Origin of the sequence: Streptomyces sp. B15, assembly GCF_018070605.1 — a bacterium.
In the GTDB taxonomy this organism is placed as follows: domain Bacteria; phylum Actinomycetota; class Actinomycetes; order Streptomycetales; family Streptomycetaceae; genus Streptomyces; species Streptomyces smyrnaeus.
In genome coordinates this window covers 82,009-104,676 of record NZ_JAGPXJ010000009.1, presented here as the reverse complement: position 1 = coordinate 104,676, position 22,668 = coordinate 82,009, and the positions used below count along the sequence as shown (strand labels likewise).

Below are 22,668 nucleotides of genomic sequence, written 5' to 3'. Positions count from 1 at the left end.
CCATATGCCACGAGGAAGAGGTCGCTCATGTCTGTGACGCTGCTCAATCCCGAGGGATTGCCGAAGCCCGAGGTCTACCGGCAGCTGTCGGTAGCCACCGGTTCGAAGCTGGTGTTCCTCGCGGGACAGGTCGCCCGCGACGCCGACGGCCGGCCTGTGGGCCAAGGGGACTTCGCCGCGCAGGTCGAGCAGTGCTATCTCAACATCAGCACCGCTCTGGCCGCGATCGGCGGCTCCTTCGATGACGTGGCGAAGCTGACCGTCTACGTCGTCGACTGGAGCTCCGAGAAGATGCCGCTGCTGGGTCAGGGCGTGAGCCGGGCGGCAGCGAAACTGGGCATCGACCCGGTCAAGCCGATCACCCTGCTGGGCGTCGCGGCGCTGGGGGAACCGGACCTGCTGGTCGAGGTCGAAGCCACTGCGGTCATCGCATAGCCGTAGCACCGCGAGCAGGGCGACTCCGGGGCCGACCATGCTGAGTCGGGGGGCCTGACGGACGGTGAGTGGGCAGTGCCGGAGGCGCCTTTACCGGTGAGCAACGACCGGTGCGGCCGGTGGCGCGATCACCAGCAGGTGAACAACGGGACCGTCCACCGTCGGGGCGCAGTTGCGGGCACTGCCCGAACGCTTCGGCCCAATGGAAGACCGTCCACACGCGGCACTTCCTGCGGTCGGCCGACGGAACTGGGAGAAGCTCCTGCGGCACGTCCGGTCCGCCGCCGACGCCGAAGGCAGCATCGACTGGAACACCAACGCCGACTCCACCAGCACGCGCGCTCACCAGCACGCCGCCGTCCGGGTGATGGCTCGGACCTTGATCTCGGTCTCTCCGCACTTCAGGCGCACGTCGAGACCCCTGTCGTCGATGCCGTACCGCAGGACTCGACGTGGTACCGCAAGGCCTCGGGGCCATCACCGCATGCGCGTGGCCCACCGACGGCGGAGAGACGCGCCTGGCACCGGCGTCGTCAGCTCCCTGTCCTTTCACGCCCGCTTCCGAGAAGCCCCTCCTGCGAGACAGGCCTGCTCGGATAGGGGAGCCCCTGACGTGCACCTCGGTGTTTCAGCTGCTGCGGATCTGCTGCGGGTGCGCGGCCGGTCCGCTCCGGCGGCGCAGCCGTCGTCGCACGTGTATGGCGCCGCCCAGTACGGCGGTGCCGGCTCCCCATGCCATCAATTGCCTGGCTCCGCTCCACCGGGCAAGGCGGGCGTGTTCGCACACGGGCGTGAGATAGGAGTCTCCTGAGGCGGTCTTGAGTGTGCGGGGGGAGAGGAGGGATCCACACTCCTCCCGCACTGTCGCAGTCGGATCGGCGGGATCCTCGTTCGCGTGGAACGGCACCAGCACCACGACGACCGAGGTCACGAGCAGCAACACCGGGATGGACCACAGCACGAGGGCCACTGTCAGCCTCTTCCACCGTTGCGCTGTTCGTCCTGCTCGGGTTGCTGCGGCCTTGGTCATTGCCGGTGTTCCTCCCCGCCGAGTGCTTCCCGCGCCCGGATGCACGGTGCGCACCTGTCTCATGCCCGGAGTCGGTTCCCTGAGGGCTCACCTCGTCGGCGATGCGACAGACGGTTGGTGTTGGCAGGCTCCCGTCTTGCACCTTGCACGCTTGCGCTCAGCGTAGCCATCGACGCTCCTCGTCAACGGCCGGGCTCTGCGTGTTCGCCCGGCGCGCTGGCACGTGTGCGACCGTGACAGGTTTCCGGCTCTCGCGTCCGATTCTCAGGGCCTCTTCGGGTTTCTTCGTGTCAGGGGTTCGGAGGCGCATTGATGCTGATCGATGCTACTGGGGCAGCAGGTTCAGCGTGCGGTGCTCGACCGGTGCGGGGATACCATGCCCACGTCACGGAACGTCACGAATGGCGAGAGAGCTGAGGGCACGTTGGACTCGTTCACGGCGGAGTGGGGTGCGCTGGTTACGCGGGCGCACGAGGGGCACGATTCGCGGATGCGGCTCGACTCCGCAGCTGCGGAGGGCGGCGGGGGCACCGGCCCGGGTGGTGCCGATCGGCTGGCCTCGGACCCTGCGGCGAAGAAGGCTTCGGCGAAGTATGTCGACGAGGAACTGCTGCCGCAACTGCGCAGCGCGGGCCGCATGGCCGGGCAGCCGTCCGAAGGCTCCCAGCCGGGGATGCTGGGCAGCGAGCGCGCTCAGCCTGGCGGCACGATGCATACCTGGGAGGCCTGGCAGGGCGTCGAGCACGTGTTGCGGCAGTGGGGCAAGCAGGTCCGCAACCTCGAACAGCGCCTCCAGGGCGAGCGGGACGCACTGCGCGGAGTGCGGGTGCTCTTGCAGTCGAGGGACGGTCTCGTGCACCACTCCATCTTGACCGGCAGGGACCTCTACCAGCCCACTCTTCCCGGCAACGAACCCACCGGCCTGCGCCCGGCCCGGTAGGGGCAGAAGGGTCGGGGCGATGACGCTCACCTTCCGCGACATCATGTCCGCCGACGCGACCGAACTGGAGGATGCCGCAGCGGCCTTCCGGCGCATGGGCAAACGCTTCGGTGAGCTGCACACCGACTACGACGCCCGCGTGCGCGGCCAGGTCTCCAGAAGCTCCTGGGAGGGCCTCGCGAGAGTGGGCTACGACGAGGTGGCGCGTGTCTCCTCGGGCCAGTTCGGCGATGCCAAGCACCAGGCCCAGAACATCGCCACCTTGCTGACCAAGGCGTACGACGACCTGGCAGACAGGAAGCGGACCCTCGGCCGGCGGGTAAAGGCCGCTGAGGAGGACAGGATGAGTGTGGACGGCGACGGCCGGGTCACGCTCGACACCACCGAACTCAACGAGGGCGAACGCCTGGCCAGAGGGCACGACAACACCTACGCCGAGGCCCTCGACGAAGAGGTCGCGAAATGGCAGTCCCGTATCGACGCGGCCGTCGAGGCTGTCAACGACACGGACGCCGCGATCAAGAAGACCCTCATCGCCGCCGTTGAGCCACCCGATAGCCGCGCGGCCGGAGCACACGGGTTCAACCCCGAGAAGGTCGAGTACACGCCCCCGGGAACCCGGCAGGACCTGGATCGGATCCTCCGCGACTATCAGGTCGACCCCGACTCGGGCGGCTTGGTCGAGTATCCCCGCAACTGGATCCTGCACGCAGGTGCCCTGGTCCTGGAGATGAACGAGAGTGTCACGGAGCAGGAGGCGGACATGCTCGACGGTCTGGGACTCAGCGGGTTGAAGGACTTCAAAGAGGTAAAGGGCAAAGCATTCGACACCGCCGACGACCGGTTCGCGCCCGAAATACGAAACGGCAATCCGGACCGGAACGACAACCACAACGACGCTTTCCGCCACACCTACTGGAACGCGCTGATGACGAAGAAGTACGGCGCCCAGTGGACCGAAAAGTACGCCACCACCCACGAGGCCCGGCCCGGTAACCAACCCGAGCGCGAAGCCATGGACCTCTACAACAACGAAATCGGCAGACGCATCGCCCAGGACCACCCCGACGCGAGCGAGGAAGAACTCGCCGACCTGGTGGAGAAAACCGTGCGAGACGGCGACACGGTCGTAGTCGACCACGGCGGAGGCCGTCTGACCTTCAGTGACCGGATCAGCTCCCGTGAGACCGGCGAGCCGAAGCTCCAGCCCCCCGAGCGAGGACAACCCGGCAAGTCCAGCAGCCTGGGCGGCGGCTCGGCAGTCGGAGAAGACAGCGGAAGCTGAGGAGCGGAACCGGCGCCCGCAGCGAACCCGCTCGGGCGGTCGGGCTCACCGGCCGTACGGATATGCCGCAGCTCGGAACCACTCGGCACGTGCTCGCAGCAGCTCGTCCTGGCGGCGTCGCCGCCGAGCCGGACGACCACGGGCTCGGACGCTCGCGCGGCGGGCCGGCGACCAACAAGAACCGTACTTGCCTGCGCCGACATGGCATCCGCTGCACCATTCCGGACAAGGCCGACCAGGCCCGCGACGGCGAGAACCGCGGCTCGCGCGCCGACCGTCCGCCGCAGTTCGACCCCGGGGACTACAAGGCAAGGTATACGGTCGAGTGCGGCACCAATCACCCCAAGGGGCACCGTGCCGTGGCCACGAGGTCGACAAGCCCGCTGTCCGCTGCGAAGCGACCGTCCTCGTAGCGGCCATCAACGAGTGGCCGTGGTCTCTGGGCGGCAGCGCCTCGTCAGACGGTGGTGAACCGCAGTTCCGGGCGTTCCCATGCGACCTTCGGAGGCGATGGGGCGATCGTCCCCACCCGCTCGGCGCCCAGACGCCGGTAGAACTCCTCGGCCGGGGGGTGGGAGACCACACGGACGTCAGTCAGGCCGACCTGTCTGGCCTGGTCGATCATGTGCTCGATGAGGAGTCGGCCGATGCCCGTTCCCTGCGCGCTGTCCGCCACGAAGGCCAGGTCCAACTCCGGTGGCTCCACCACCAGGGCGTACAAGCCCAACAGTCGCCCGACCGCATCGACGGCCACGAAAACCCGGTGCCGGGCAATGTAGTCGGCGGTGACTCGGTAACCGGAGATGATCGATGCGTACCCTCCCCGGTAGGCGCTGGAATCGTGGATCAGTGTGGTGAGGTGCTCTGCATCGGATGCGACTGCGCGCCTGATCGCCATGGACTCCATCCGTCGCAGTATAGGAGCGAATACCTTCAGAGCCTATTACCTGTCCGGCTCTGATCGACTTCCGGTACGCGTCCGAGTGCGCTGACTTCAGGCGCGCTGCCTGCAGGTCGGCGTGCGCCCAAGGGCGAGGCAGGGTTCGTGGATGGCGTCGCGTATCTCCCAACGGATCCGTCGACAGCAGAACGAGCGCAGGTCCCGGACCGGCTGGAGTTGCCCGCCCCCGCAACCGCCCGCGCCGAGGCTGCCGGACCCCCGGCCTACCAGCGAGATCATGGCGGTGGTCACCCCTGGCGACCATCCGCTGCGGGCGGGCTGCGGCCACTTGGCCGAGAACGAGCAAGGCTTGTCCACCAGTTGTGGCCACACCCCCGGGCGACCCCGGGGCCAGTCCGCTTACCGCTTCCCAGAGAGCGAAAACGGGCATGAGCTCATGCACCGCCTCTCACTCCGGGCAACGCGGCGTCAGCCCGCCCACATTGTGCTGTTCACGTGCGCGGTGTCGTGGTGCTCGTGGTATTTGCTGATCTTTCCGCCCCTTATCTCGAAGAGGAAGTGATAATGGTTGCGGTGGTCTCGCGTGTTCTTCAGTTTCATTGTCGAGAACGCTTCCACGGCCACTCTATGGTCTTGAATGGTCCATGCGGTGGGTGTGATGACCAGCGGGCCGTCCGCGATCGAATCGAGCGGCTTGAGCATGGCACGGAACTGGTCCTTGGTGACGTGACGTCTCCCGGAGCCCCGCTCATCCACCATTCGACGTCGTCGGTGAGGCAGTCCAGGAGTTCCTCCAGCGGCTCCGTGTTGTCGGCCGCTCCCCACCGCCCTTCGGCATAGAGGCTCAGGAAATGTTCGACGATTGCCTTCTTCTGTACGTCGTCCATCACGCATCTCCGGTTTCTCGTGGTTGGTGGCCAGTGCGTGCGCCCCAGCGTGCATTACCACAGGTGCGCGCACAAATGATGATTCAGCACCCCAGGTATGTGTTCTGGGAATACCTCGGCTGTAGGGTGAAGGGCATGGCTGATATGACTGTCGTGGGATTGCGGGTAGTGCGCGAAGTCGCTGCGACGGGCTCCTTCAGCGAGGCGGCAGCTCTCTCGGCTACACGCAGTCGGCTGTATCCCGGCAGGTGAAGATGGTCGAATCCGCCGTGGGCGCGGCCCTTTTCGAGAGAAGGGCACGAGGGGTGAAACCTACGGCGGCCGGCGTGGCTTTCGCGCGGCACGCGGCCGACGTGCTGTCGGGCCTCGACGCCGCCATCCGTGAGGCCGGCGCACTGCGTCAACACATCACCGGCTGGGTGGCGATCGGCGCGATCCCGGCCGCGGCTACAGCCCTGGCTCCGCGTGCCCTCGCTCAGTTGACGGACGAACACCCCCAGGTGACCGTCGGCTTCGTGGAGGATTCACCCCCCGGCCTTTTGCGGCAGCTGCGTTCCAACCGTCTGGACCTCGCCGTCGTGGGTGTGTGCGCCGGGCCGCAAGAGCACGACCTCGACGGGCTGCGCCAGGAAACGCTTCTGGAAGACGATCTACGTGTGGCGCTGCCCCGGCACCACCCCTTGGCCACCCGGCCCCTGCTGCGGGCCGATGAACTGCGCCACGACAGTTGGATCGTCGAGACCGCTGCCGGTGACACCCCGTACTACGGGCCTGGCCCACCCTTGTTCGGCCAACTGTCGCCCATCGGGCGCGCGAATGGTCCACCCGCCTGGGAATGGTGGCTGCCGGCCTGGGGGTCTGTCTGCTGCCGGGTATGGCGGTCTCCTCCGCTCCAGCCGGCGTGAGAATCGTCCGGGTCGAGGACCGCCACCGGCAGGGACGTGCGACCATCGCCGTGACCAACGAACAGCGCTCGGCGGAAACCGACGCGGCTGTAGCAGCCCTCAGACAACAGGCGCTTGACCTGCGTTGAGCCTTTCCCGGCATTGCCTCTCCCGAGTGGAGTCAGCTGCGGTGACGGCGTCATCGCTTCGCGTTGCTCCGCGATCTGCGGTCGAGCACTCACACCCACACCGAACGGAAGAATCACCCGACCGGTCACGCCTGACCAGGACATCTCAACAAGCTCGTGTTACGAGCTCTCAGGAGCGGACAGTGGTGGACGCTGCCGGCCAGTCTCGGCGTCGGCGCCCGACACGGTGCCCTCGACCACATCGCGGAGCTGCGCCCGTGAGGTGATGCCCAGCTTGGGGAACGCCCGGTACAGGTGCGAGCTGACCGTGCGCGGCGACAGATAGAGCTTCTCGGCCACCTCACGGTTGGTCAGGCCGAGCGCCGCGAGCCGCACGATCTGCTGTTGCTGCGGGGTGAGAGCGGCCAAGGCGTCCGGTGCCGACGTTCCGCTTCGGGTTCCGGCGGCCCTGAGTTCGGACTGCGCCCGCGCCACCCAGGGCTGCGCGGCCAGCCGACGGAAGACGGCCTCGGCCTCGTTCAGCGGAGGACGAGCATCGGCGATCCTGCGCCGGCGGCGCAGCCACTCCCCGTACGCCAGCAGTGCCTGGGCGCGCTCGAAGGGCCGGCGGCCGAGCACCGGAGTCTCCAGCGCCGCGGTGAAGTGCCGCTCGGCCTCGTCGGCGGGGGCGAGCACCGCCCGGCTCAGCCGGACCAGTGCGGTCCTGCGCGGTGCGAGCACGCCCGCGTCCGCCAAGGATTCCTCCACTCCGTCCACGATGCGGGCGGCCTCCTCCTGGCGGCCCTCACGCGCCGCGGCAGCCGCCAGCTCGGGCAGCACCGGGTAGGAGAGGTGGTAGTGGGCGGGATGGCCCTGGTCGTCGAAGACCGCCCGATAGTGGCGGTACGCGGTCTCATGGTCGCCCTCCGCGGTGGCGGCGGTACCCAGCGCGCGATGGGCGAGTGCGAGGACGGAACGGCTCTCCCGGGGATCGACGAGCGACAGGGCGTACCGAGCGCGGGAGCGGGCCCCGGCCAGGTCACCGCGCAGGGCGCGCAGCAGCGCTTCGGTCGCGGCGGCACAGGCCGCGGCATGGTCCAGGCCGGCACAGGACGCGACGGCCGCAAGTTCGGTGCACGCGGTCTGAGCGCGGGCCCACCGGCCCTGTTCCAGGTAGGCGAGGGCAGCGACCCCGCCGAGACCGTCCGGCAACGGCCCGTGGGACGTCCACGAGGCGAAGGCGTCGTCGAAGGTACGGGCGGCCAGCTCCGTCTCGTCCAGCAGCCAGGCCGCGACGGCGAGCAGGGTCAGCGTCTCCGGCTCCTCCCGCGCCCGCGCTGCCAGGGCGGGCAGCCGCAGGGCGAGATGCGGCTCGGCGGCTTCAGGACGCGCGACGCTCCCGACCCAGCCCGCCAGGAGCTTCTCCCGCTCGCCGTACACGTGGCCGGGGTGCGCCGAGGTGCGGGTCAGCAGGCGTTTGATCTCGTGCAGTTGGGTCACATCACCGGAGTAGAAGCGGACCACAGCGGCGGCGGCCAGGGCCTCCAGCGCTGGCCCGGGAGCCCGGTCCGCGAGCGCGGCGGCAGAACGCATCAGCTGACCGAAGGCGGCGCTGTGCGAGGTGGTCAGCGCCATGAGCCGACCGACCTGGAGCGCCGCGTACGCCGCCGCCGTCGGGTCGTCGGTGCCGGCGCGGGTGCGGGCGGCCAGCCGTTCGACCAGGTCGAGCCGGCCGGTCAGGACCGCCGTCCTGGTCGCGGCGCCCAGGAGCCGGGTGCTCTGGCCCCGGTCGGGGTGCAGATCCGCGGCCCTTTCCAGCATGTGCGCGGCTGCCGCGAAGCCGCTGCGGTGCCGGGCCCGGTCCGCGCTGTCCTCCAGCGCGGCCGACACCCGCGCGCTCACGCCGTCGGTGGCGGCGGCGAGGTGCCAGGCGTGCCGGTCCGGGTCCTGACCCCGGAACAGCTCGGCCAGTTCGAGGTGTGTCGCCCGCCGCTCCTCCGCTGGGGCCGCGTGATAGACCGCGAGGCGGGACAGCGGGTGGCCGTGGCGCAGCCGTCCTGCGCCGCGCCGGACGAGCCCGGCCTCCTCGGCGGGCTTCCACACCGGGTCGGTGATGTCGGGCAGCCAGGACAGCACCGCGTGCGAGGGGTCCTCGGTGTCCACGGCGGCCAGGCGCACCACCGCGCGGCGGGTCCCCTCGGGCAGGGCGGCCAGTCGGCCGGCGTAGAGCCGCTCCAGCCGGTCGGTGACCGGCAGCGGGCCGTCGGCCGCGCGGGTGGCGTCGTCGCTGTACGCGGCGGCCCGGGCCAGCTCCACCAGAGCGAGGGGGTTGCCCTCGGCCTGGCCGAGAACGCGTAGCCGGGTGAGCGCGGTCGGCACCTGTGGCTGGAGGTCCAGCAGCCGCTCCGCCGCGCCAGGGCCCAACGGCTCCAGGGTGACGGCCGGCTCCCGAGCTACCAGGCCGCGCAGCGCGCTGTCCCGCTTGGCGACCAGGAGCGTCACCGGTTCGTCGGCCAGGCGCCGGGCGGCGAAGGAAAGGGCGTCCACAGAAGCGCTGTCGGCCCACTGGGCATCGTCCACGACCAACAGCAGCGGCTGTTCGGCGGCCCGGTCCGACAGCATGGTCAGCACCGCGATCCCGATGAGCATCGGATCCGGCGCCTCGCCCCGCTCCGTGAGGCCGAAAGCGGTGTGCAGGGCCTCGCGCTGCCGCGGGGGCAGGGCATCGATGTCCTTGCGGATCGGCCGCAGCAACTGGTGCAGGCAGGAGAAGGCCAGGTCGGTCTCGGACGGGCTGCAGTCCGCCCTCAGCAGCCGCCCGCCGTCCGCGGCGAAGCGGTCCGCGACGGCCTCCGCCAACGTGGTCTTCCCCGCCCCGGGCATGCCCACCACGGTCAGCAGCGCGTCCTTCCGCCGCGTCCTCGGGCGCGGCGGGCCCACCGCCGCGAGAAGCCTGTGCAGCTCTTCTTCCCTGACCACGGTGTGGCTGTCCCGGTCGACTGCGGTAGTCGCTGCGTGCTCGTCCACCAGTTCTCCAGACGTGGCGGGACCTTCGGCACCGGACACCTCCAGTCACCACCTCCCGGCCACCGACGCTACCAGGGCATATGCGGTACATCCTGGGACGCCGGCCAGGTGCGGTCACCTGACGGATGGCGCCGGCAGCCGATCAGCGCGTGCGGCCATGGCGCGAAGACGGCCACTTCCGCCCGCACCCGGCGACCCGCCCGCGCCCGGTGCACGGCGCGGCTCGGGAACTGCCCGCTCGGCGTCCCCGTAGGGGCCCCGTCCTCCCACTCCTGCCCGACAAATGCAGTCAGGTGTCCGATACCGCCGCAGCACCCCCGCTCGCAGGCTGGAAAGCGCCCGCACTTCCCGATGGAGAACAAAGGAGAACCATGTCCGCGCTCACCTCCCCCGAAGCCCGATCCGAGTCCCACCCAGTCGAGTCCGACCAAGCCGGGTCCGAACCTGGAGCCGGGACGCCGACGGTCAGCACCGTCGAACTCGGTGACGTGCAGATCCACCGCGTCATCGAGTATTCCGACACCACTCCGATGACGACCGATGTCTTCTTCCCCGACAGCAAGCCGGAGGAATGGCAGCGCCACGCGGAGCTGCTGGCGCCCCACCACTGGGACCCGGAGACCGACCTCACCCGTGCTGCCACCCAGTCCTGGGTGCTGCGCAGCGAGGGCAAGATCATCTTGATCGACACTGGCGCGGGCAATGGCAAGTACCGTCCCCTCCAGCCGATCTGGTCCTACCTGAGCACCGACTACCTGGCGAACCTCGCCGCTGTCGGTATACGCCCCGAAGACGTCGACATCGTCGTCAACACCCACCTGCACGACGATCACGTCGGCTGGAACACCCGGCTCGAAGGCCGTGACTGGGTCCCCACTTTCCCCAACGCCACCTACCTGATGCCGCATCGCGACTTCGAGTACTGGAAACCCGAGAACCTCCACAACACCGTGTTCGGACGGGGAAACCAGAACGTCTACGAGGACAGCATCGACCCGATCATCGCGGCCGGTCTGGTGAAGACCTGGGACGAGTCGTACACCATCGACGACAATCTCCGTCTGGAGCTGACGCCCGGCCACACGCCGGGCGCATCGATCGTCCACCTGGAGTCCGCGGGGGACCGCGCGATCTTCGCCGGTGACCTGCTGCACGGTGCGATCCAGGTGCACGAGCCGCACATCAACAGCTGCTTCGAAGAGGATGAGGACGGCGCCCGCGCCAGCCGTGCGCGCATGTTCGCGTATGCCGCCGACAACAGCACTCTCGTGCTCCCGGCCCACCTTCCCGGCCACGGCGCCTTCGAGCTGCGCCGTAAGGGGTCCGGTTTCCAGCTGACCGACTGGGCGCCGTTCTCCCTCACCTGACCCCTGATCCGACCGCGCAGCCTCAAAGGAGGAGAAAGGTACAGGAGCCCACATGTCCACCACGTTGCCCGAGAAACCTGAGAGCCCCGAGAGCCCCGGGAGCCCGGCAAAGTCCCTCGACGTGTCCGGCTACAGCATCACCCGGCCAGCCTGGGTCGCGACCGCTTCGAAGCGGGCGTACGACCTGCTGAGCACCGTCTCGAACATCGCTCTGTGGAGCCCCAACGCGATCCGCGCCCAGCGCGAGGACGGCTCCGGCCCGTGGGCCGGAGCCTGGTTCACAGGCCGTAACCGGCGCGAGGGCACGGAGTGGGACAGCCGTTCGCAGGTGCAGAAGGCCGAACGCGGGGCCGAGTTCACCTATACCGTCCTCGGTTCGGTGCCCGTGCCCATCGTGCGCTGGCGCTGGACCTTCACCCCTTACGGGCCGGGGACCCGGCCGGCCCACACATGGCAGCTGCTTGAGGCCGACCCCGTTCTCGGCACCACCTACGCAGAACTCGACGCCCTGCGGGACCAGACCGCCGCAAGCATGGAAGACACCCTGGTGGCGCTGGCCGGCTGGATCGCCGACAACCCCGCGGCCTGAACCGCACCCTCACCCGCCCGACGGCCCCCTGGGGCCGTCGGCAGGCACCCCACCTTCAACCACCCGTCGATGCGGCGGAGCCGCCGATGTGCACGCCGCCTGCCCGTCGACCGACAGCAAGGACAGACCGTTGATCGACCGCGACCTCGTCGTACGGACCGCGCACGGCGCGGTCCGCGGCAGACATGGCGACGACCACACCGTGTTCCTCGGTATCCCCTACGCCGCCCCGCCGATCGGCAGGGGCCGGTTCGCCGCCCCGCGACCGCACGATCCATGGGAGGGGATCAGGGACGCCACGGAAGGGGGACCGACCGCGCCACAGGGGCCGCGCCGTCTGGGCGCGCTGGACATGGCAGCCTATTTCGGGCCCGGCTGGGTGCCAGGGGCCGACTACCTCACCGTCAACATCTGGGCACCCCGCACCCTTCGGTGTGCTGCTCCGGTCATGGTGTTCGTGCACGGCGGCGGATTCGTCGCCGGTTCCACCCGATCGCCCCTGTACGACGGGAGCCGTTTCGCCCGTGACGGAGTCGTCCTGGTGACGGTGAACTACCGGCTCGGCATCCCCGGCTTCCTCGACCTGCCCGGAGCGCCGCGCAACCGGGGGCTGCTCGATGTCCTCGCGGCCCTGCGCTGGGTTCGGGAGAACATCGCGGCCTTCGGCGGGGACCCCGGGAACGTCACCTTGTTCGGCCAGTCGGCCGGTGCCACCCTCACCGGCGCCGCCCTGGCCCACCCCGCCTCGACGGGCCTCGTGAGACGGGCGATCGTCCAGAGCGGCAGCGGACGTGGCGCCTTCACCACCGAACAAGCCGCACGCGTGACGGCCGCAGCCGCCGAGGCGTTGGGCATCGCCCCGCACGTCGAGGCGTTCACGCGGATCAGCGACCGACGTCTCGTCGACATCGTGCCCGACTTGACGGGGATCGACCTGCGGACAGCGACCGACAGCGATCCACTCATCGGGCTGAGCCCGTTCAGCGTGTGCTCGGCCGCCAGCCCGCCGACTCCGTCGCCGACGACCGGGGCGCGGACATCGACCTGCTGATCGGGACGAATGCGGAGGAGGCACACCTGTATCTGGCTCCGTTCGGCGCGCTCTCCACGTCGACGGCGGCCGACGTGGAGGCCACGGCAGCCCTGTTCCGCCCGGACCCCGCCGAATACGTCGAAGCCTTCCGCCGCAGCCGCCCGCACGCCACGGACGGCGAACTGCGCTCCGCCCTGATGTCGGAAGCCCTGTTCATGGGCGGAAGCCGCGACCTCGCCGACGCGCATGCCGCACACTCCGACGCCCGCACCTACCGCTACGAGTTCGCCTGGCGGTCTCCCGCTCTGGACGGTGAACTGGGCGCGGCGCACGCCGTCGAGGTGCCGTTCGTCTTCGACGTGACCGACCAGCCCGGCCTGCGCGGACCCGATGCCCTGCTCGGTTCCCGGACGTCCCCGGCCGGCCTCGCCGCCCGCACGCACGCGGCCTGGATCGCCTTCGCGACGACCGGGAACCCGGGCTGGCGCCCCTATACCGGCCCCAACGGACACCTCATGCGCATCGCCGAGAACTGGCAGCTCGTCCCGGAACGGCGACCGGAACCGGTGCCGCCTGCTGACTGACGGCCGCGACGAGTCAGGCTCTGTTGCGGCAGCTCGGATCATGGCGCGAGCACGTATGGCACTGGTGGGGCCCGGCAGCCTGTCCGTGGGGCCTCACCGGACCTCCTTCCGACTCCCGACCGGCCGCCGACCGCCCCGCAAGGCCCTTGACCGACGGACTCGCTACCGCATCAGTCCGCCGTCGCCCCGGCCCCGGACGCGCCAAGTGTCCGGCGGACGGCGTCGCGGAGCCATTGGTGGGCTCCGTCGGCGGCGTGGCGGGGGTGCCAGGCCATGCCGATGGACACGGGCGGCAGCGGCAGGGGGATGTCGAGGAGGCGCAGCCCGAGAGCGGTGGCGGCGTCGGTAAGCGGAGGCGCGGCGCCGCCGGAGGGGTCGGTGGGGACGAGACAGACGACGTCGCTGTGCGCGGCGAGGGTCATGGCAGCCAGGTGGCTGGGGAGGACGACGGTGACCCGCCGGCGGAGGTTCTGCTCGGCCAGGGCGGTGTCCAAGGGGCCGATGAACCGGCCCCGGCGGCTGACCGCGACATGTTCGGCGGCGGCGAGCCGGGCCGGGGTCACGGTGGATTCGGTGAGGGGATGGCCGGGCCGGACCGCTGCCGCCATCCGGAGAGTGACCAGTTCTTCGACCCGGGTTTCGGGATCGACGTGCTCGATGGAGCCGATCTCCAGGTCGATCCGGCCGTCGCGCAGGGCCGGTCCGCCCTCCAGCTCTTCGGAACGGAACCGCAGCGAAACGCCTGGCGCCTCCTGGCGGACCAGCCTCAGCAGTCCGGGGACCAGTGCCGCGCCGGCCAGGTCGGCGGCTTGGAGAGTGAAGGTGGTGCGCAAAGTGGCGGGATCGACGCCGCCCTTGGGAGTGAGCAGTTCTTCGAGGCGGCGCACCACTGTGGCCGCTTCGTCCCGCAGGGCTTGGGCGCGAGGGGTGGGGACCATCGTCTGCCCGGCCCGGACCAGCAGGGGGTCCTGGAGAGTGCGGCGGAGGCGGGCGAGGGTGCGGCTCATGGCTGCGGGGGACGTGTGCAGGCGCGCGGCGGCGCGGGTGACGCTCTGCTCGGTCAGCAGGGCGTCCAGCGCGAGGGCGAGATTGGCGTCGATGGCGGGCTGTGTGCTGTTCACCAGCATCTTTCCGTTTCTGGCAAAGATCCGTTGCTGAAGTTCCCATTGTGGCAACACCGAGATCGTCCGCAGGATGGTCTGCGTACCGCCCCGGTACCGGCCACGCGATCCGCGCGGCCGTCCTCACCCGCCGATTCCGGAGGCATCCCGTCATGTCCACTGAAGACACCGCACCCCCGGTCACCGCCTTCATGCTCATCAAGACCATGCCCGAGTGGCTCGCCATGACGCCCGAGGAACGGGTGAACGCCCTCGAAACCCAGGTCATGCCCGCAGTGAAGGCCAGGACCAGCGGCGTCAGGTCGCGCTTCTACGACACGGAGTTCTATTCGACCCGGGTCACCGACGTCTGGGTCTGGGAAGCCGACGACCACGACGCCTACCAGCTCCTCATCGACGCCCTCCGCGAAACCCCCTTCTGGGACCGCTACTTCGAGGTCGTCGACCTTCTTGTCGGCACGGAGAACGGCTACGCCCGCACCTACGGAACCGCTCCCGTCGCCACCATCAGCACCTGATACGCCGCCCGGGCGGGCGCTCCCCGCGCCCACCGGTCACCCGCGGCCGGTGGGCCGCCACCACCGGCGGCCCCGCGCCCGCCCGGGCCGCGTCTGCTGCACTCGACAAGAACCACCGCACGGCCGGACAGCGAGGCGACCGTGCTGGACGCAGTGCTCAACGAGTGGCTGTGACCGGCGCGTTCCCCGGACCCGGCCATCAGCCCGTGGTCGTCGGTGGGTGGTTGGCAGTCCGCTGGAGACGGAGTTGGCCGATCTCCGCGGCGTTCTTCATCAGTTCGGCGTTCACCCAGGCGACCATGTGCGCGACGGTGTGACGAGGGTCGTCCTGCGTGGGAACCGGGCGGTCGCTTCCAGGTCGGCACCGGTGAGTCGGCCCAGTGCCTCCAGCCAGTCCTCACGCAGATCCCGCAGCCACTCGACGGCCGGCTTGCCCGGGCCCGGCCAGAGGACCTCGCTCCCTTCCCGAGGCGCTCTGCCGTGAGCGTGATCGATGGCCACGCTCCACCGCCACCCATGTGCCAGCTCAGCCAGCCGACAGTCGGTACAGGAACGGGGTCGGGCTCACTCTCTGCCCAGTCCGGTACCCATATCCCGTCGTCGGCCCGGCGCATCCTCAAGCAGTTCGCGGCGGGCTCCCACAGGAAGTCATCGGGTTCGAGCCTCTTCAGGTGGTACTCGAACAGTGACCAGGTCAGGTCGAACTGCCAGTGCAGCAGGCCGAGTGCGTACTGCGGGGCGGATTCGTTTCGCAAGGCAGTCACTGCCCGACCCTCGCACAACATCGGTGCTTGAGAATCGAGTATTCGGCGGCCCGGCTGAAACGATATCTCCTTTCGCAACAGGCCCTTATCAGCCGCTTCGGGGCGGACTTTTGTTCCGTGAAGCATGTCGCTCGACGCCGGTATCAGGAGAGTCGGCCACAAAGGCGCGGTCCAGGTGGAGGTGCTGGCCGTACCGCGGGTAGGCACGCGATCACCTCCACACGCCACAACTAGCAGTTTGTCCTATGCCAAAAATGTGCGGCAGTGCTCTGGAGCCGAGCGGGGTGGCGATGTCCGGATCACCGAATTTGCCTTCGACAGTCAAGTCATCCCGTTCGGCGCGGTGCCCTGTGCAGGTCGTCGAGGCGGAGTGGCGCGGGTTCGGGCAGCGGTGTGTCGTCCGTCGGCCGACAGGACTGGAGGAAGTAGGCGAGCAGGCGGCGGGATGCGGCCATGGAGGCCGCCGGGGAGTTCTGCAGGACGCCGTTGTTGGCCAGGAGCAGCAGCGTGATGTCGCTGCTGTGGAAGTCCTTGCGCAGCTGTCCGGTGTCCTTCGCACGCTGTACCAGCAGGGCGAGGCCCGACTCGGCGCGGGCACGTTCACGCCGGACCTCGGGCGCGTCGGGGAATTCGGCGAGGAACGCGGCACTGAAGCCGCGGTCCTCCGCCTGCATCCGGCAAACCTTGGTGAGGGCGGTGCGAAGTCCGCGCCACGGATCGTCGTCCTTGAGTGCCTCGTCGACGGTCGCGATGCACTGGCCGAGTTGTTCGGAGAACGCGGTCGCGATCAGTGAGTCGCGTGTCGGGAAGTGCCGGTAGAGGGTGGCGGCACCCACACCGGCTCGGCGGGCGATTGCGCTGGAGGGCACGCCGGTGCCGTCGAGGGCGTACGCGTCGCGAGCGGCCTGGAGGAGCCGAGCGCGGTTGTTCCGGGCGTCGGCTCGCTGCACCCGGGCGGGGGTGTCGGCCGGGGAGGTGGACGGGTTCCGAGACAGTCGGTCGGGCATGTCTCCCACTTAAGCACGAACGGAAGAGGTCGACCGTTTAGCGGGTTAGCGTGAAGTGATGCTGCGGCTTCCCGCAGCCGGTTCCCGGCCGCGGAGGTGAGCGGCTGCGGGTTCTCCTGTCGAACGACGTGCCGTATGTATGGAGGCTGTCCGTGTTTGCTGTGCAGTACCACCGCTATGGCGGTTCCGGGGTTCTTGCCGTCGAAGAGGTCGAGGAGCCGCACGCCGGGCCCGGCCGGGTCCGCATCGCCGTGCGTGCCACCGGTGTCACCCCTGCCGACTGGTACCTGCGTTCAGGGATGTTGCGGGACTTCGTGTCCCTGGACTTGCCGCACATACCAGGCATGGATGCCGCTGGCATCGTCGACGAGGTGGGGGAGGGGGTGACCGGCACCGCCGAGGGAGATGCGGTCTTCGGTCTCGTTCCCTTCGGGGACCAGGGCGGCGCCGCGGCCGAGTACGCCGTGCTGGAGGCGTGGGCTCCCAAGCCTCGGTCGTGGTCCTTCGGGGAAGCGGGCGGCGCCGCGGGCAATATCGACACGGCCACGCGTGTACTGGAAGCCTTGGACGCCGTCGAGGGCATGACCTTGTTGATCGAGGGTGCCGCCGGCGGTGTCGGTACCATTACCGCGCAACTCGCCCGGGCCCGCGGCCTCACCGTGATCGGCACCGCCAGCGAGGGCAATCACGGATTTCTCGAGGGGCTCGGCGTCGTACCGGTCACCTTACGGGCCGGGCCTGGCCGATCGCCTTGCTGCACTGGCTCCGCGCGGTGTCGACGTGGTTCTGGACGCGGCCGGCAAGGGCTCCCTTTCCGAACTGGTGGCCATCGTCGGCGACCCGCACCGCGTGGTGACCATAGCGGACTTCGACGCCGCTCGGCACGGAGTGCGGTTCTCCCGCTCCGAGGCAGGAGAGTCACCGGGCTGGGCAGGACTGCCCTTGGCGGTGGACCTGGCCGATCAGGGCCGCCTCACCGTCCCCCTGCACGCCGCGTTCCCGCTGAAGGAGACCGCCGCGGCCCATGACACCAGTGCCGCCGGCCACGCACGCGGAAAGATCATCATCACCGTGCCCTGAATGATCGCCTTTGAACCGCCCCGTCCATCCACGCAGTTGGGGTGGGCGGCGGCAGCCGCAGGGCTGCCGGGACGCGGCGCCGCCGTACGCACGCGTGCCCTGCTGGGAGCGCTGGGGAGACGCTTTCCACCGACCGCTGATCGAACCGGAACCGTCATCCGGACGGCGGCCGTCGGAATGCCTCTGCCAGCCGCTCGGCCATCATGTGCTGGTTCCACAGCTGTCCCGGGTCGTTGGGCATCGCCGCGTCGTACAGCTCCAGGCGGGTTTCGGTAGGCATCCTCCGCAGCCTTTCGCATGCGTCGGCCGCCTCGGTCACCTTCAGCCCCAAGGCAGCGCGGATGTCGGGCGACAGGCATTTGTCGGCGCGGACGCCGTCGGCGTCGACTCCGGGCAGGCCGGTCAGCCACAAGGCTGCCTCCGCGTGGTCGAGGTCGGCGGCCTTGGCGAGGCAGGCTGCGGCGTCGGGGTCGAACGGCACCGGTTCGCGTCGCTCCAACTCGTCGGCCAGCAAACGCAGCCGCTTGACGGTGGCCCAGCCTCGGGTCACCGGCCCGATGTCGACGAAGCCCTCCGGCCGGGGCAGGTCACCGCGTTGCAGAAACGCCTTGATTCGGTAGTTCCTGCCTGCTTGCGAGCGGGCCCAGTCGCCGAAGTGCATGGCGATGTCCAGCGGCAGCAGCTTGCCCTCCGCGGTGGACTGGGCCGCCGGGGGTTCCTCGTCCCCGTCCTCTCCCGGGTCCAACAGGCCGCGGTGCAGTGCCGGATCGGTCAGGGGCGAGGAGGCCCAGAACCGCAGCAGCCCGATCACCGCCGTGCGGTGCTCGGCAGGGGTGACGGTGCTGGCCGCGCGGAAGCCGAGGCCGCCGATGCGGCCGACGAGCTCCGTCCAGTCGTAATGACTCCCGTGGACCGCCCAGTGGGCCATGGCCGTCTCGCCGTCGATCGAGCCGGTGAAGAACGCCGAGGCCAGTTCGATCTGCCGTACCGTCCCGCCGGTTCCCTCGGAGTAGTAGCTGACCAACCCGTCCAGAGCGCCGTCCAGGTCCGCTTCCGGAACCTCCAGCAGTCGTGGGGTCTGCTGGTCGAGCACTTTCAGGAGCCGGTCCCGGTGCTGTATCCGGCGGTTGGTCTCCTGGAAGAACCCCATCAGGCCGTCCAGCAGCAGTTGGTGGCTGACCTCGGGCAGCAGGAGACCCAGAGCGTTCCGCAGCGCCGAGATGGAGGTGGCCGTCGCCGCCAGCAGTGCCCGCACGGTGTCCTCGGAGATCTCTCGCAGCGCCCGCGAGCCGGGAAGGTCACGGGGCGTCAGGAAGTGCCAGAACGCCTTCGGCGGCATGCGCCGTGTGCCCGCGGCCATCGGGGACGGGTGGTTGACGATCCAGTCCTGGTCCATCATGTAGACCCGCCAGTGTGCTGCACCGGTTTCCGGATCGCGTGCGGTGACGTCGTAGCCGCCGTCCAGCAGCAGCCGTCGGTCCGAGCCGGGAACGTCGAGGAGCCCCCAGGGAATGGGTGGCTTGGACGACCAGCGAGCGTGCGGCAGGTAACCGGTCATCGGGAGAGCCGTACCGTGGACGCCGTCGATACGGTGGTATCGGATCCGTCCCGTCACGCGGTCGTAGGCGACCCTGAAGCCCAGACGGGTGCCGTCGGTGCCCAGGGGCGAGGTCGCGGTGCCGGCGGTGACCGGGGCCAGCGACGAATGCTCGATCAGCCAGCCCTCGTCCTCGCCCAGCAGCGACGGATCGAGGAACGCGGGCAGGCCGGGCTCGCCGAGTTCCTCGGTGGCCAGGTCGACGGGGCGCACCACCCGGGATTCTTTGTCCACGCCGGTGTACCACCAGTACGTCCGGCCGTCGTGGAACATGTGGCCCTCAGGAGCGACCCGGCGTTCGCCCACGGTCAGGAGCCGGTGGCCCACGAAGCGCCGGGCGCGGGGGCCCAGAAAGGTGTAGCCGGAGCGCGTCTTCTCGCCGTACCGCCACTTCCACGAGGTTTCGTGCTCCGTGTGGACCTCGGCCGGTGCGCCGGACCAGTACACGCTCTGGTCCTGGTTGACGGCGTGGAAGACCTGGAACTCTCCTTCGGAGAAGAACGCCCGAACGTCGTAGTTGAACTGGTCGGCGCCCTTCGGCACCACCAGCCGGTGCTCCGCGATCCGGCCGCCGGGGCCGATCGCGATGGCCTTGCGGCGGTCGTGCACGGTCAGGATGGGCCAACTGGCCCGGCACCAGTTGTCCTCGCCCTTCAGCTCGCCGGCGGCCTTGTCCAGGGCGTCCCAGCCCAGCTCGTCGAGGATTCCCGCACGGAGCGTCCTGGTCAGCGGGGCCACGAAGTCGATGGCGGCGAGCCGGCCTGGAAGGTCGGGCAGTTCCGCCACCGCCCGCCGGGACAGTGTGGCGTAGAGCCAGTCGAAAGCGTCGAGAGCGCTCTGGAGGGTGCCGGAAGTGGCGCAGTTCAACCGGTCGTCGATGATCCTGCGCAGGAAGGGCCGCAGTGGCTCGATCGCCCATTCCCTCTTCCAGCGTTCGTCGGACCGCTTGTCTTCGAGGAGGGAATGGAACAGCAGGTCGGAGAACCGGTCGTCGGCGGTCAGCGCTTCCAGACCGACGCGGTCGTGCTCCCACCAGTGCCCCAGCAGCAGCTTCGGATCCGGGTCCGGCACCGGGATGCCCGCTGCCAGGCAGCCACCGATGACCCCCGCGTCGATGCGGTACTCCTTCGCTGTGCCGTAGCTCAGGCGCAGCGGGCCCTCTTCCGGGCTGATCCGTTCGGCCAGGCGCGGCAGCAGGTGCAGCAGCTCCTTGGGGGCCTTGGGAGGACGTGCGCCGGGTCCGCGGTAGCGGCGCAGCATCGCAGTGAGCCACCGTCCGGTGTCCTCACCGAGCTGGTCGAAGGCACCCGCTTCGTCGAGGAAGGCGACCCACCAGGCGTCCATGTCCGAATACGGGAGGTCGACCAGTTGCCACACCAGCCGCTGCTTCATCACCGCGTCCGAAGTGGCGACGGCGGCCAGCCAGGTCTTGCGCTGCGAGGTCCAGAAGCCGTCCGAGGCCCGCCAGAGCGCCGGTGCTTCCACGAGGGTTTCCAGCATGGAGCCGTGTTCGGCCGCCACGTCGAGACCGGCGGCCTTGGCCAGTTTGGTGAGCTGTTTGAGCATCTCGGGCCAGGGCGGCAGGCCGCCGAGCGTACGGAGGACGGCCAGTTCCCGCAGCTCCTGGTAGGCCTCGGCGGGGTCGCCCCGGCGCTTGCCGAGGTCCGCCACATAGGTCTTGATGTCCTTGACCGACAGTGCCCCGGCGAGGGCGAACTCCAGGAACACCGCGCGCCGCCTGGCCGGATCGACGGACGGCAGGTACTGATCGGCCTGGCGTGCCCGGCCGAACATCATCGCAGCCTGCCGGAGGCGGCCGGCGGCGATGAACGCCCGGCCGACCTGTTCCCAGTAGGCCGGAAGGTGGGAGTCCGGCAGCGTCGTGGCGATCTTTCCGTACAGGTCGAGCGCGGGTCCCGGCTTGGGCCCGGCCAGCCGCTCGGCGCTCGCCATCCCGGGCGCCGCCGCGAGGGCCGCGTCGGCGTGGGCGGGGTCGTGGAGCACGGCCCACGCCGGGTAGCCGGGCTCCTGGCGGTACCCGGCCGCCACTGGTGGGCCGGTGTCGGGTGCGGAGAATCCGGCGGCGGCCAGCACCTGATCCTCGCCGGGCGCGGCGGCCTGCCCGGTCAGCCGGACCACGGGGCGGGTGCCGAGCAGCGGATGGGTGTAGCGGCGCGCGGTGACCGGCTCGCCGCCCGAAGTACCGGCGGGCGCCAGGCCCGTGTCCAGCGCGATCCGGTCACTGGTCATCGGTCGTCCTTCCTGCATGGATCAGTTCTGCCATGCGCACGCCTTCGGACCAGGCCACCGGACCGACCTCGCCCAGCGCGACGGGCCGTTCGGATGCGTCCACCCACAGCAGTCGTCCCGTCTCGATGGGCAGGCCGGGATCGTCGGCCCCCAGCCAGTAGCGGGCCTGCAAACCGACGCCACCGTCAACGATCCGTAGCATCGCGAAACCGCCGCGCATGACGAAGCCGTACCGGGCGGCGCGGGCGGTGGCGTGACGCAGCTCCTCGAACCCGCCCCCGGCGTAGTCCTCGAGGCTGGTGGCTTCGGGGTCGACGTCGTCCGGCCGGTGGTGGAGCTCGCGGGAGAGCTGCGGGATACCCTGCGCGGCGTCACGGTTGGCGAGCAGTTCCCGCCACTTTCCCACGTCGGACAGCAGGATCGGATGCGGCAGGGAAACGGGGCCCACCAGTGGGGTATGCGGAGTACCGTCCTGGTCCACCAAGACAGTGCGACCCTCCTCGGTCACCTCCGTCAGCAGGCCTGTCCGCCCGCCGACGACCACCACGAGGTGCTCCAGGACCGACCGCCAGCTCGGGTCCGGCCACACGCGGGCCAGCAGGGCGGCGGGCACCGGAACACCGGCCAGCAGCCAGGACTCCACGGTGGACCGGCATTCCTCCTCGTGCCGCACCAACCGCTCGCGCAACTCGGACAGCTTCTCGCCCACCGAACTGCTGCGCACGGCCCTGGGGACCGACCGCAGCACATTGCCGTCGGACTTCCGGCATCTGAGAGTGGTTCCGTCCAGAGCCAGTTCGTGGCCATGGGTGGCGGGCAGCCACGCGGGGGGAGTTGACATGATCCGCATCATGTCAGCCCCCTGTGACAATCGGCCTGGGCACGCGTCATCGCGCCAGGCTTCATGGGGAGAGCTCCGTTGTGGCGGGCGAACGAAGAGGCCGCCCTGAATGAGGACGCAGTCCGGCCCCCTACCCCCGGAAGGCCTCGGCCGGCGCGGCCTGTGAAGTGAGGGTCGCGATGAGGCACCCTTCCTGCTCCTTGTGGTGACCGACGACGTCGAGGCGGCTTGCCGTCTTCCGCGTGGGTCGATACGGCAGTGCGGTCGAGCGGGGGAGAGGGCGGCGGTCTCGGTGAACCGGCCCCTGTCCCACATGCGCTCGGTGAGTTCGGCCAGTTCCGTCTTGTGCGCGGTCGACAGGTAGGTGCTGGTCCAGGCTGGGGCAGTTCACCGGCCAGGA

The 22,668-nt window shown here is 69.8% G+C and carries 16 protein-coding genes and 4 pseudogenes; 11 read left to right on the top strand and 9 right to left on the bottom strand.

Going from position 1 to position 22,668, the window contains the following annotated elements; translation table 11 throughout:
* Positions 1-27 precede the first annotated feature (27 nt).
* Positions 28-435 carry a RidA family protein gene (locus KBY19_RS06970; protein WP_099886141.1) on the top strand — a complete coding sequence of 136 codons (408 nt, stop codon included), beginning with the start codon at positions 28-30 and terminating at the stop codon, positions 433-435.
* 628 nt (positions 436-1,063) lie between these two features.
* Here the strand turns inward: KBY19_RS06970 and KBY19_RS06965 are convergent.
* Positions 1,064-1,396, bottom strand: a complete 333-nt coding sequence (locus KBY19_RS06965; protein WP_185019230.1) for a hypothetical protein — start codon at positions 1,394-1,396, stop codon at positions 1,064-1,066.
* A 559-nt stretch (positions 1,397-1,955) separates the two neighbouring features.
* Between KBY19_RS06965 and KBY19_RS06960 the strand changes: the two genes are divergently transcribed.
* The 3 genes and pseudogenes from KBY19_RS06960 to KBY19_RS36295 form a co-directional block, all read left to right on the top strand.
* Complete coding sequence (locus KBY19_RS06960; RefSeq protein WP_210965393.1) at positions 1,956-2,405, top strand: hypothetical protein; 450 nt, start codon at positions 1,956-1,958, stop codon at positions 2,403-2,405.
* Positions 2,406-2,424: 19 nt separating this feature from the next.
* Positions 2,425-3,690 (top strand): hypothetical protein, encoded by a 1,266-nt coding sequence (locus tag KBY19_RS06955; RefSeq protein ID WP_185019232.1) that lies wholly within the window; start codon positions 2,425-2,427, stop codon positions 3,688-3,690.
* Between the two features lie 257 nt (positions 3,691-3,947).
* Positions 3,948-4,061, top strand: a pseudogene (locus tag KBY19_RS36295) (IS5/IS1182 family transposase); the annotation flags it as partial.
* Positions 4,062-4,147: 86 nt separating this feature from the next.
* Here KBY19_RS36295 and KBY19_RS06945 read toward each other — a convergent pair.
* Complete coding sequence (locus KBY19_RS06945) at positions 4,148-4,597, bottom strand: GNAT family N-acetyltransferase (RefSeq protein ID WP_210965391.1); 450 nt, start codon at positions 4,595-4,597, stop codon at positions 4,148-4,150.
* A 462-nt stretch (positions 4,598-5,059) separates the two neighbouring features.
* Positions 5,060-5,293 carry a nuclear transport factor 2 family protein gene (locus KBY19_RS06940; protein ID WP_210956867.1) on the bottom strand — a complete coding sequence of 78 codons (234 nt, stop codon included), beginning with the start codon at positions 5,291-5,293 and terminating at the stop codon, positions 5,060-5,062.
* A 511-nt stretch (positions 5,294-5,804) separates the two neighbouring features.
* Here KBY19_RS06940 and KBY19_RS06935 point away from each other — a divergent pair.
* Both KBY19_RS06935 and KBY19_RS37740 read left to right on the top strand, forming a co-directional pair.
* A complete protein-coding gene (locus tag KBY19_RS06935) occupies positions 5,805-6,383 on the top strand; it encodes a LysR substrate-binding domain-containing protein (protein WP_210965390.1) in 579 nt (192 codons plus the stop codon).
* Positions 6,314-6,511, top strand: a complete 198-nt coding sequence (locus KBY19_RS37740; protein WP_368860984.1) for a hypothetical protein — start codon at positions 6,314-6,316, stop codon at positions 6,509-6,511. Before KBY19_RS06935 ends, KBY19_RS37740 begins: the two co-directional genes overlap by 70 nt.
* 159 nt (positions 6,512-6,670) lie before the next feature.
* Here KBY19_RS37740 and KBY19_RS06925 read toward each other — a convergent pair whose 3' ends face one another.
* On the bottom strand, positions 6,671-9,517 hold the full coding sequence (locus tag KBY19_RS06925; RefSeq protein WP_307843454.1) for an AAA family ATPase: 2,847 nt from the start codon (positions 9,515-9,517) through the stop codon (positions 6,671-6,673).
* Between the two features lie 371 nt (positions 9,518-9,888).
* On the opposite strand from KBY19_RS06925, the gene KBY19_RS06920 reads away from it, so the two are divergent.
* The 3 genes and pseudogenes from KBY19_RS06920 (at position 9,889) to KBY19_RS06910 (ending at position 13,090) form a co-directional block, all read left to right on the top strand.
* Positions 9,889-10,884, top strand: coding sequence for an MBL fold metallo-hydrolase (locus tag KBY19_RS06920; RefSeq protein WP_210965389.1), 996 nt, complete (start codon positions 9,889-9,891; stop codon positions 10,882-10,884).
* A 52-nt stretch (positions 10,885-10,936) separates the two neighbouring features.
* Positions 10,937-11,473 (top strand): SRPBCC family protein, encoded by a 537-nt coding sequence (locus tag KBY19_RS06915; RefSeq protein WP_210965388.1) that lies wholly within the window; start codon positions 10,937-10,939, stop codon positions 11,471-11,473.
* 130 nt (positions 11,474-11,603) lie between these two features.
* Positions 11,604-13,090, top strand: a pseudogene (locus KBY19_RS06910) (carboxylesterase/lipase family protein).
* Positions 13,091-13,260: 170 nt separating this feature from the next.
* Here the strand turns inward: KBY19_RS06910 and KBY19_RS06905 are convergent.
* Positions 13,261-14,217 carry a LysR family transcriptional regulator gene (locus KBY19_RS06905; RefSeq protein ID WP_210965387.1) on the bottom strand — a complete coding sequence of 319 codons (957 nt, stop codon included), beginning with the start codon at positions 14,215-14,217 and terminating at the stop codon, positions 13,261-13,263.
* A gap of 146 nt (positions 14,218-14,363) precedes the next feature.
* On the opposite strand from KBY19_RS06905, the gene KBY19_RS06900 reads away from it, so the two are divergent.
* Complete coding sequence (locus KBY19_RS06900) at positions 14,364-14,729, top strand: darcynin family protein (RefSeq protein WP_185019236.1); 366 nt, start codon at positions 14,364-14,366, stop codon at positions 14,727-14,729.
* A 199-nt stretch (positions 14,730-14,928) separates the two neighbouring features.
* Here the strand turns inward: KBY19_RS06900 and KBY19_RS06895 are convergent.
* Together KBY19_RS06895 and KBY19_RS06890 are read right to left on the bottom strand one after the other, a co-directional pair.
* Positions 14,929-15,514, bottom strand: a pseudogene (locus KBY19_RS06895) (DinB family protein).
* Positions 15,515-15,819: 305 nt separating this feature from the next.
* Entirely contained in the window at positions 15,820-16,500 is a 681-nt protein-coding gene (locus KBY19_RS06890) for a TetR/AcrR family transcriptional regulator (protein ID WP_099886153.1), read from the bottom strand.
* A 152-nt stretch (positions 16,501-16,652) separates the two neighbouring features.
* On the opposite strand from KBY19_RS06890, the pseudogene KBY19_RS06885 reads away from it, so the two are divergent.
* Positions 16,653-17,580: pseudogene (locus tag KBY19_RS06885) on the top strand (NADP-dependent oxidoreductase).
* Positions 17,581-17,734: 154 nt separating this feature from the next.
* Here the strand turns inward: KBY19_RS06885 and KBY19_RS06880 are convergent.
* Together KBY19_RS06880 and KBY19_RS06875 are read right to left on the bottom strand one after the other, a co-directional pair.
* On the bottom strand, positions 17,735-21,427 hold the full coding sequence (locus tag KBY19_RS06880) for a hypothetical protein (RefSeq protein WP_210965386.1): 3,693 nt from the start codon (positions 21,425-21,427) through the stop codon (positions 17,735-17,737).
* Positions 21,417-22,268, bottom strand: coding sequence for a DUF4132 domain-containing protein (locus KBY19_RS06875; RefSeq protein ID WP_247690687.1), 852 nt, complete (start codon positions 22,266-22,268; stop codon positions 21,417-21,419). Before KBY19_RS06875 ends, KBY19_RS06880 begins: the two co-directional genes overlap by 11 nt.
* Positions 22,269-22,668 lie beyond the last annotated feature (400 nt).

Excerpts from the sequence above, each read along its gene's own strand:
- KBY19_RS06970 (WP_099886141.1), top strand. The coding sequence starts at position 28 with ATGTCTGTGACGCTGCTCAATCCCGAGGGATTGCCGAAGCCCGAGGTC.
- KBY19_RS06960 (WP_210965393.1), top strand. The coding sequence starts at position 1,956 with ATGCGGCTCGACTCCGCAGCTGCGGAGGGCGGCGGGGGCACCGGCCCG.
- KBY19_RS06955 (WP_185019232.1), top strand. The coding sequence starts at position 2,425 with ATGACGCTCACCTTCCGCGACATCATGTCCGCCGACGCGACCGAACTG.
- KBY19_RS06945 (WP_210965391.1), bottom strand. The coding sequence starts at position 4,597 with ATGGAGTCCATGGCGATCAGGCGCGCAGTCGCATCCGATGCAGAGCAC.
- KBY19_RS06940 (WP_210956867.1), bottom strand. The coding sequence starts at position 5,293 with ATGCTCAAGCCGCTCGATTCGATCGCGGACGGCCCGCTGGTCATCACA.
- KBY19_RS37740 (WP_368860984.1), top strand. The coding sequence starts at position 6,314 with ATGGTGGCTGCCGGCCTGGGGGTCTGTCTGCTGCCGGGTATGGCGGTC.
- KBY19_RS06920 (WP_210965389.1), top strand. The coding sequence starts at position 9,889 with ATGTCCGCGCTCACCTCCCCCGAAGCCCGATCCGAGTCCCACCCAGTC.
- KBY19_RS06915 (WP_210965388.1), top strand. The coding sequence starts at position 10,937 with ATGTCCACCACGTTGCCCGAGAAACCTGAGAGCCCCGAGAGCCCCGGG.
- KBY19_RS06905 (WP_210965387.1), bottom strand. The coding sequence starts at position 14,217 with ATGCTGGTGAACAGCACACAGCCCGCCATCGACGCCAATCTCGCCCTC.
- KBY19_RS06900 (WP_185019236.1), top strand. The coding sequence starts at position 14,364 with ATGTCCACTGAAGACACCGCACCCCCGGTCACCGCCTTCATGCTCATC.
- KBY19_RS06890 (WP_099886153.1), bottom strand. The coding sequence starts at position 16,500 with ATGCCCGACCGACTGTCTCGGAACCCGTCCACCTCCCCGGCCGACACC.
- KBY19_RS06880 (WP_210965386.1), bottom strand. The coding sequence starts at position 21,427 with ATGACCAGTGACCGGATCGCGCTGGACACGGGCCTGGCGCCCGCCGGT.
- KBY19_RS06875 (WP_247690687.1), bottom strand. The coding sequence starts at position 22,268 with ATGTCAACTCCCCCCGCGTGGCTGCCCGCCACCCATGGCCACGAACTG.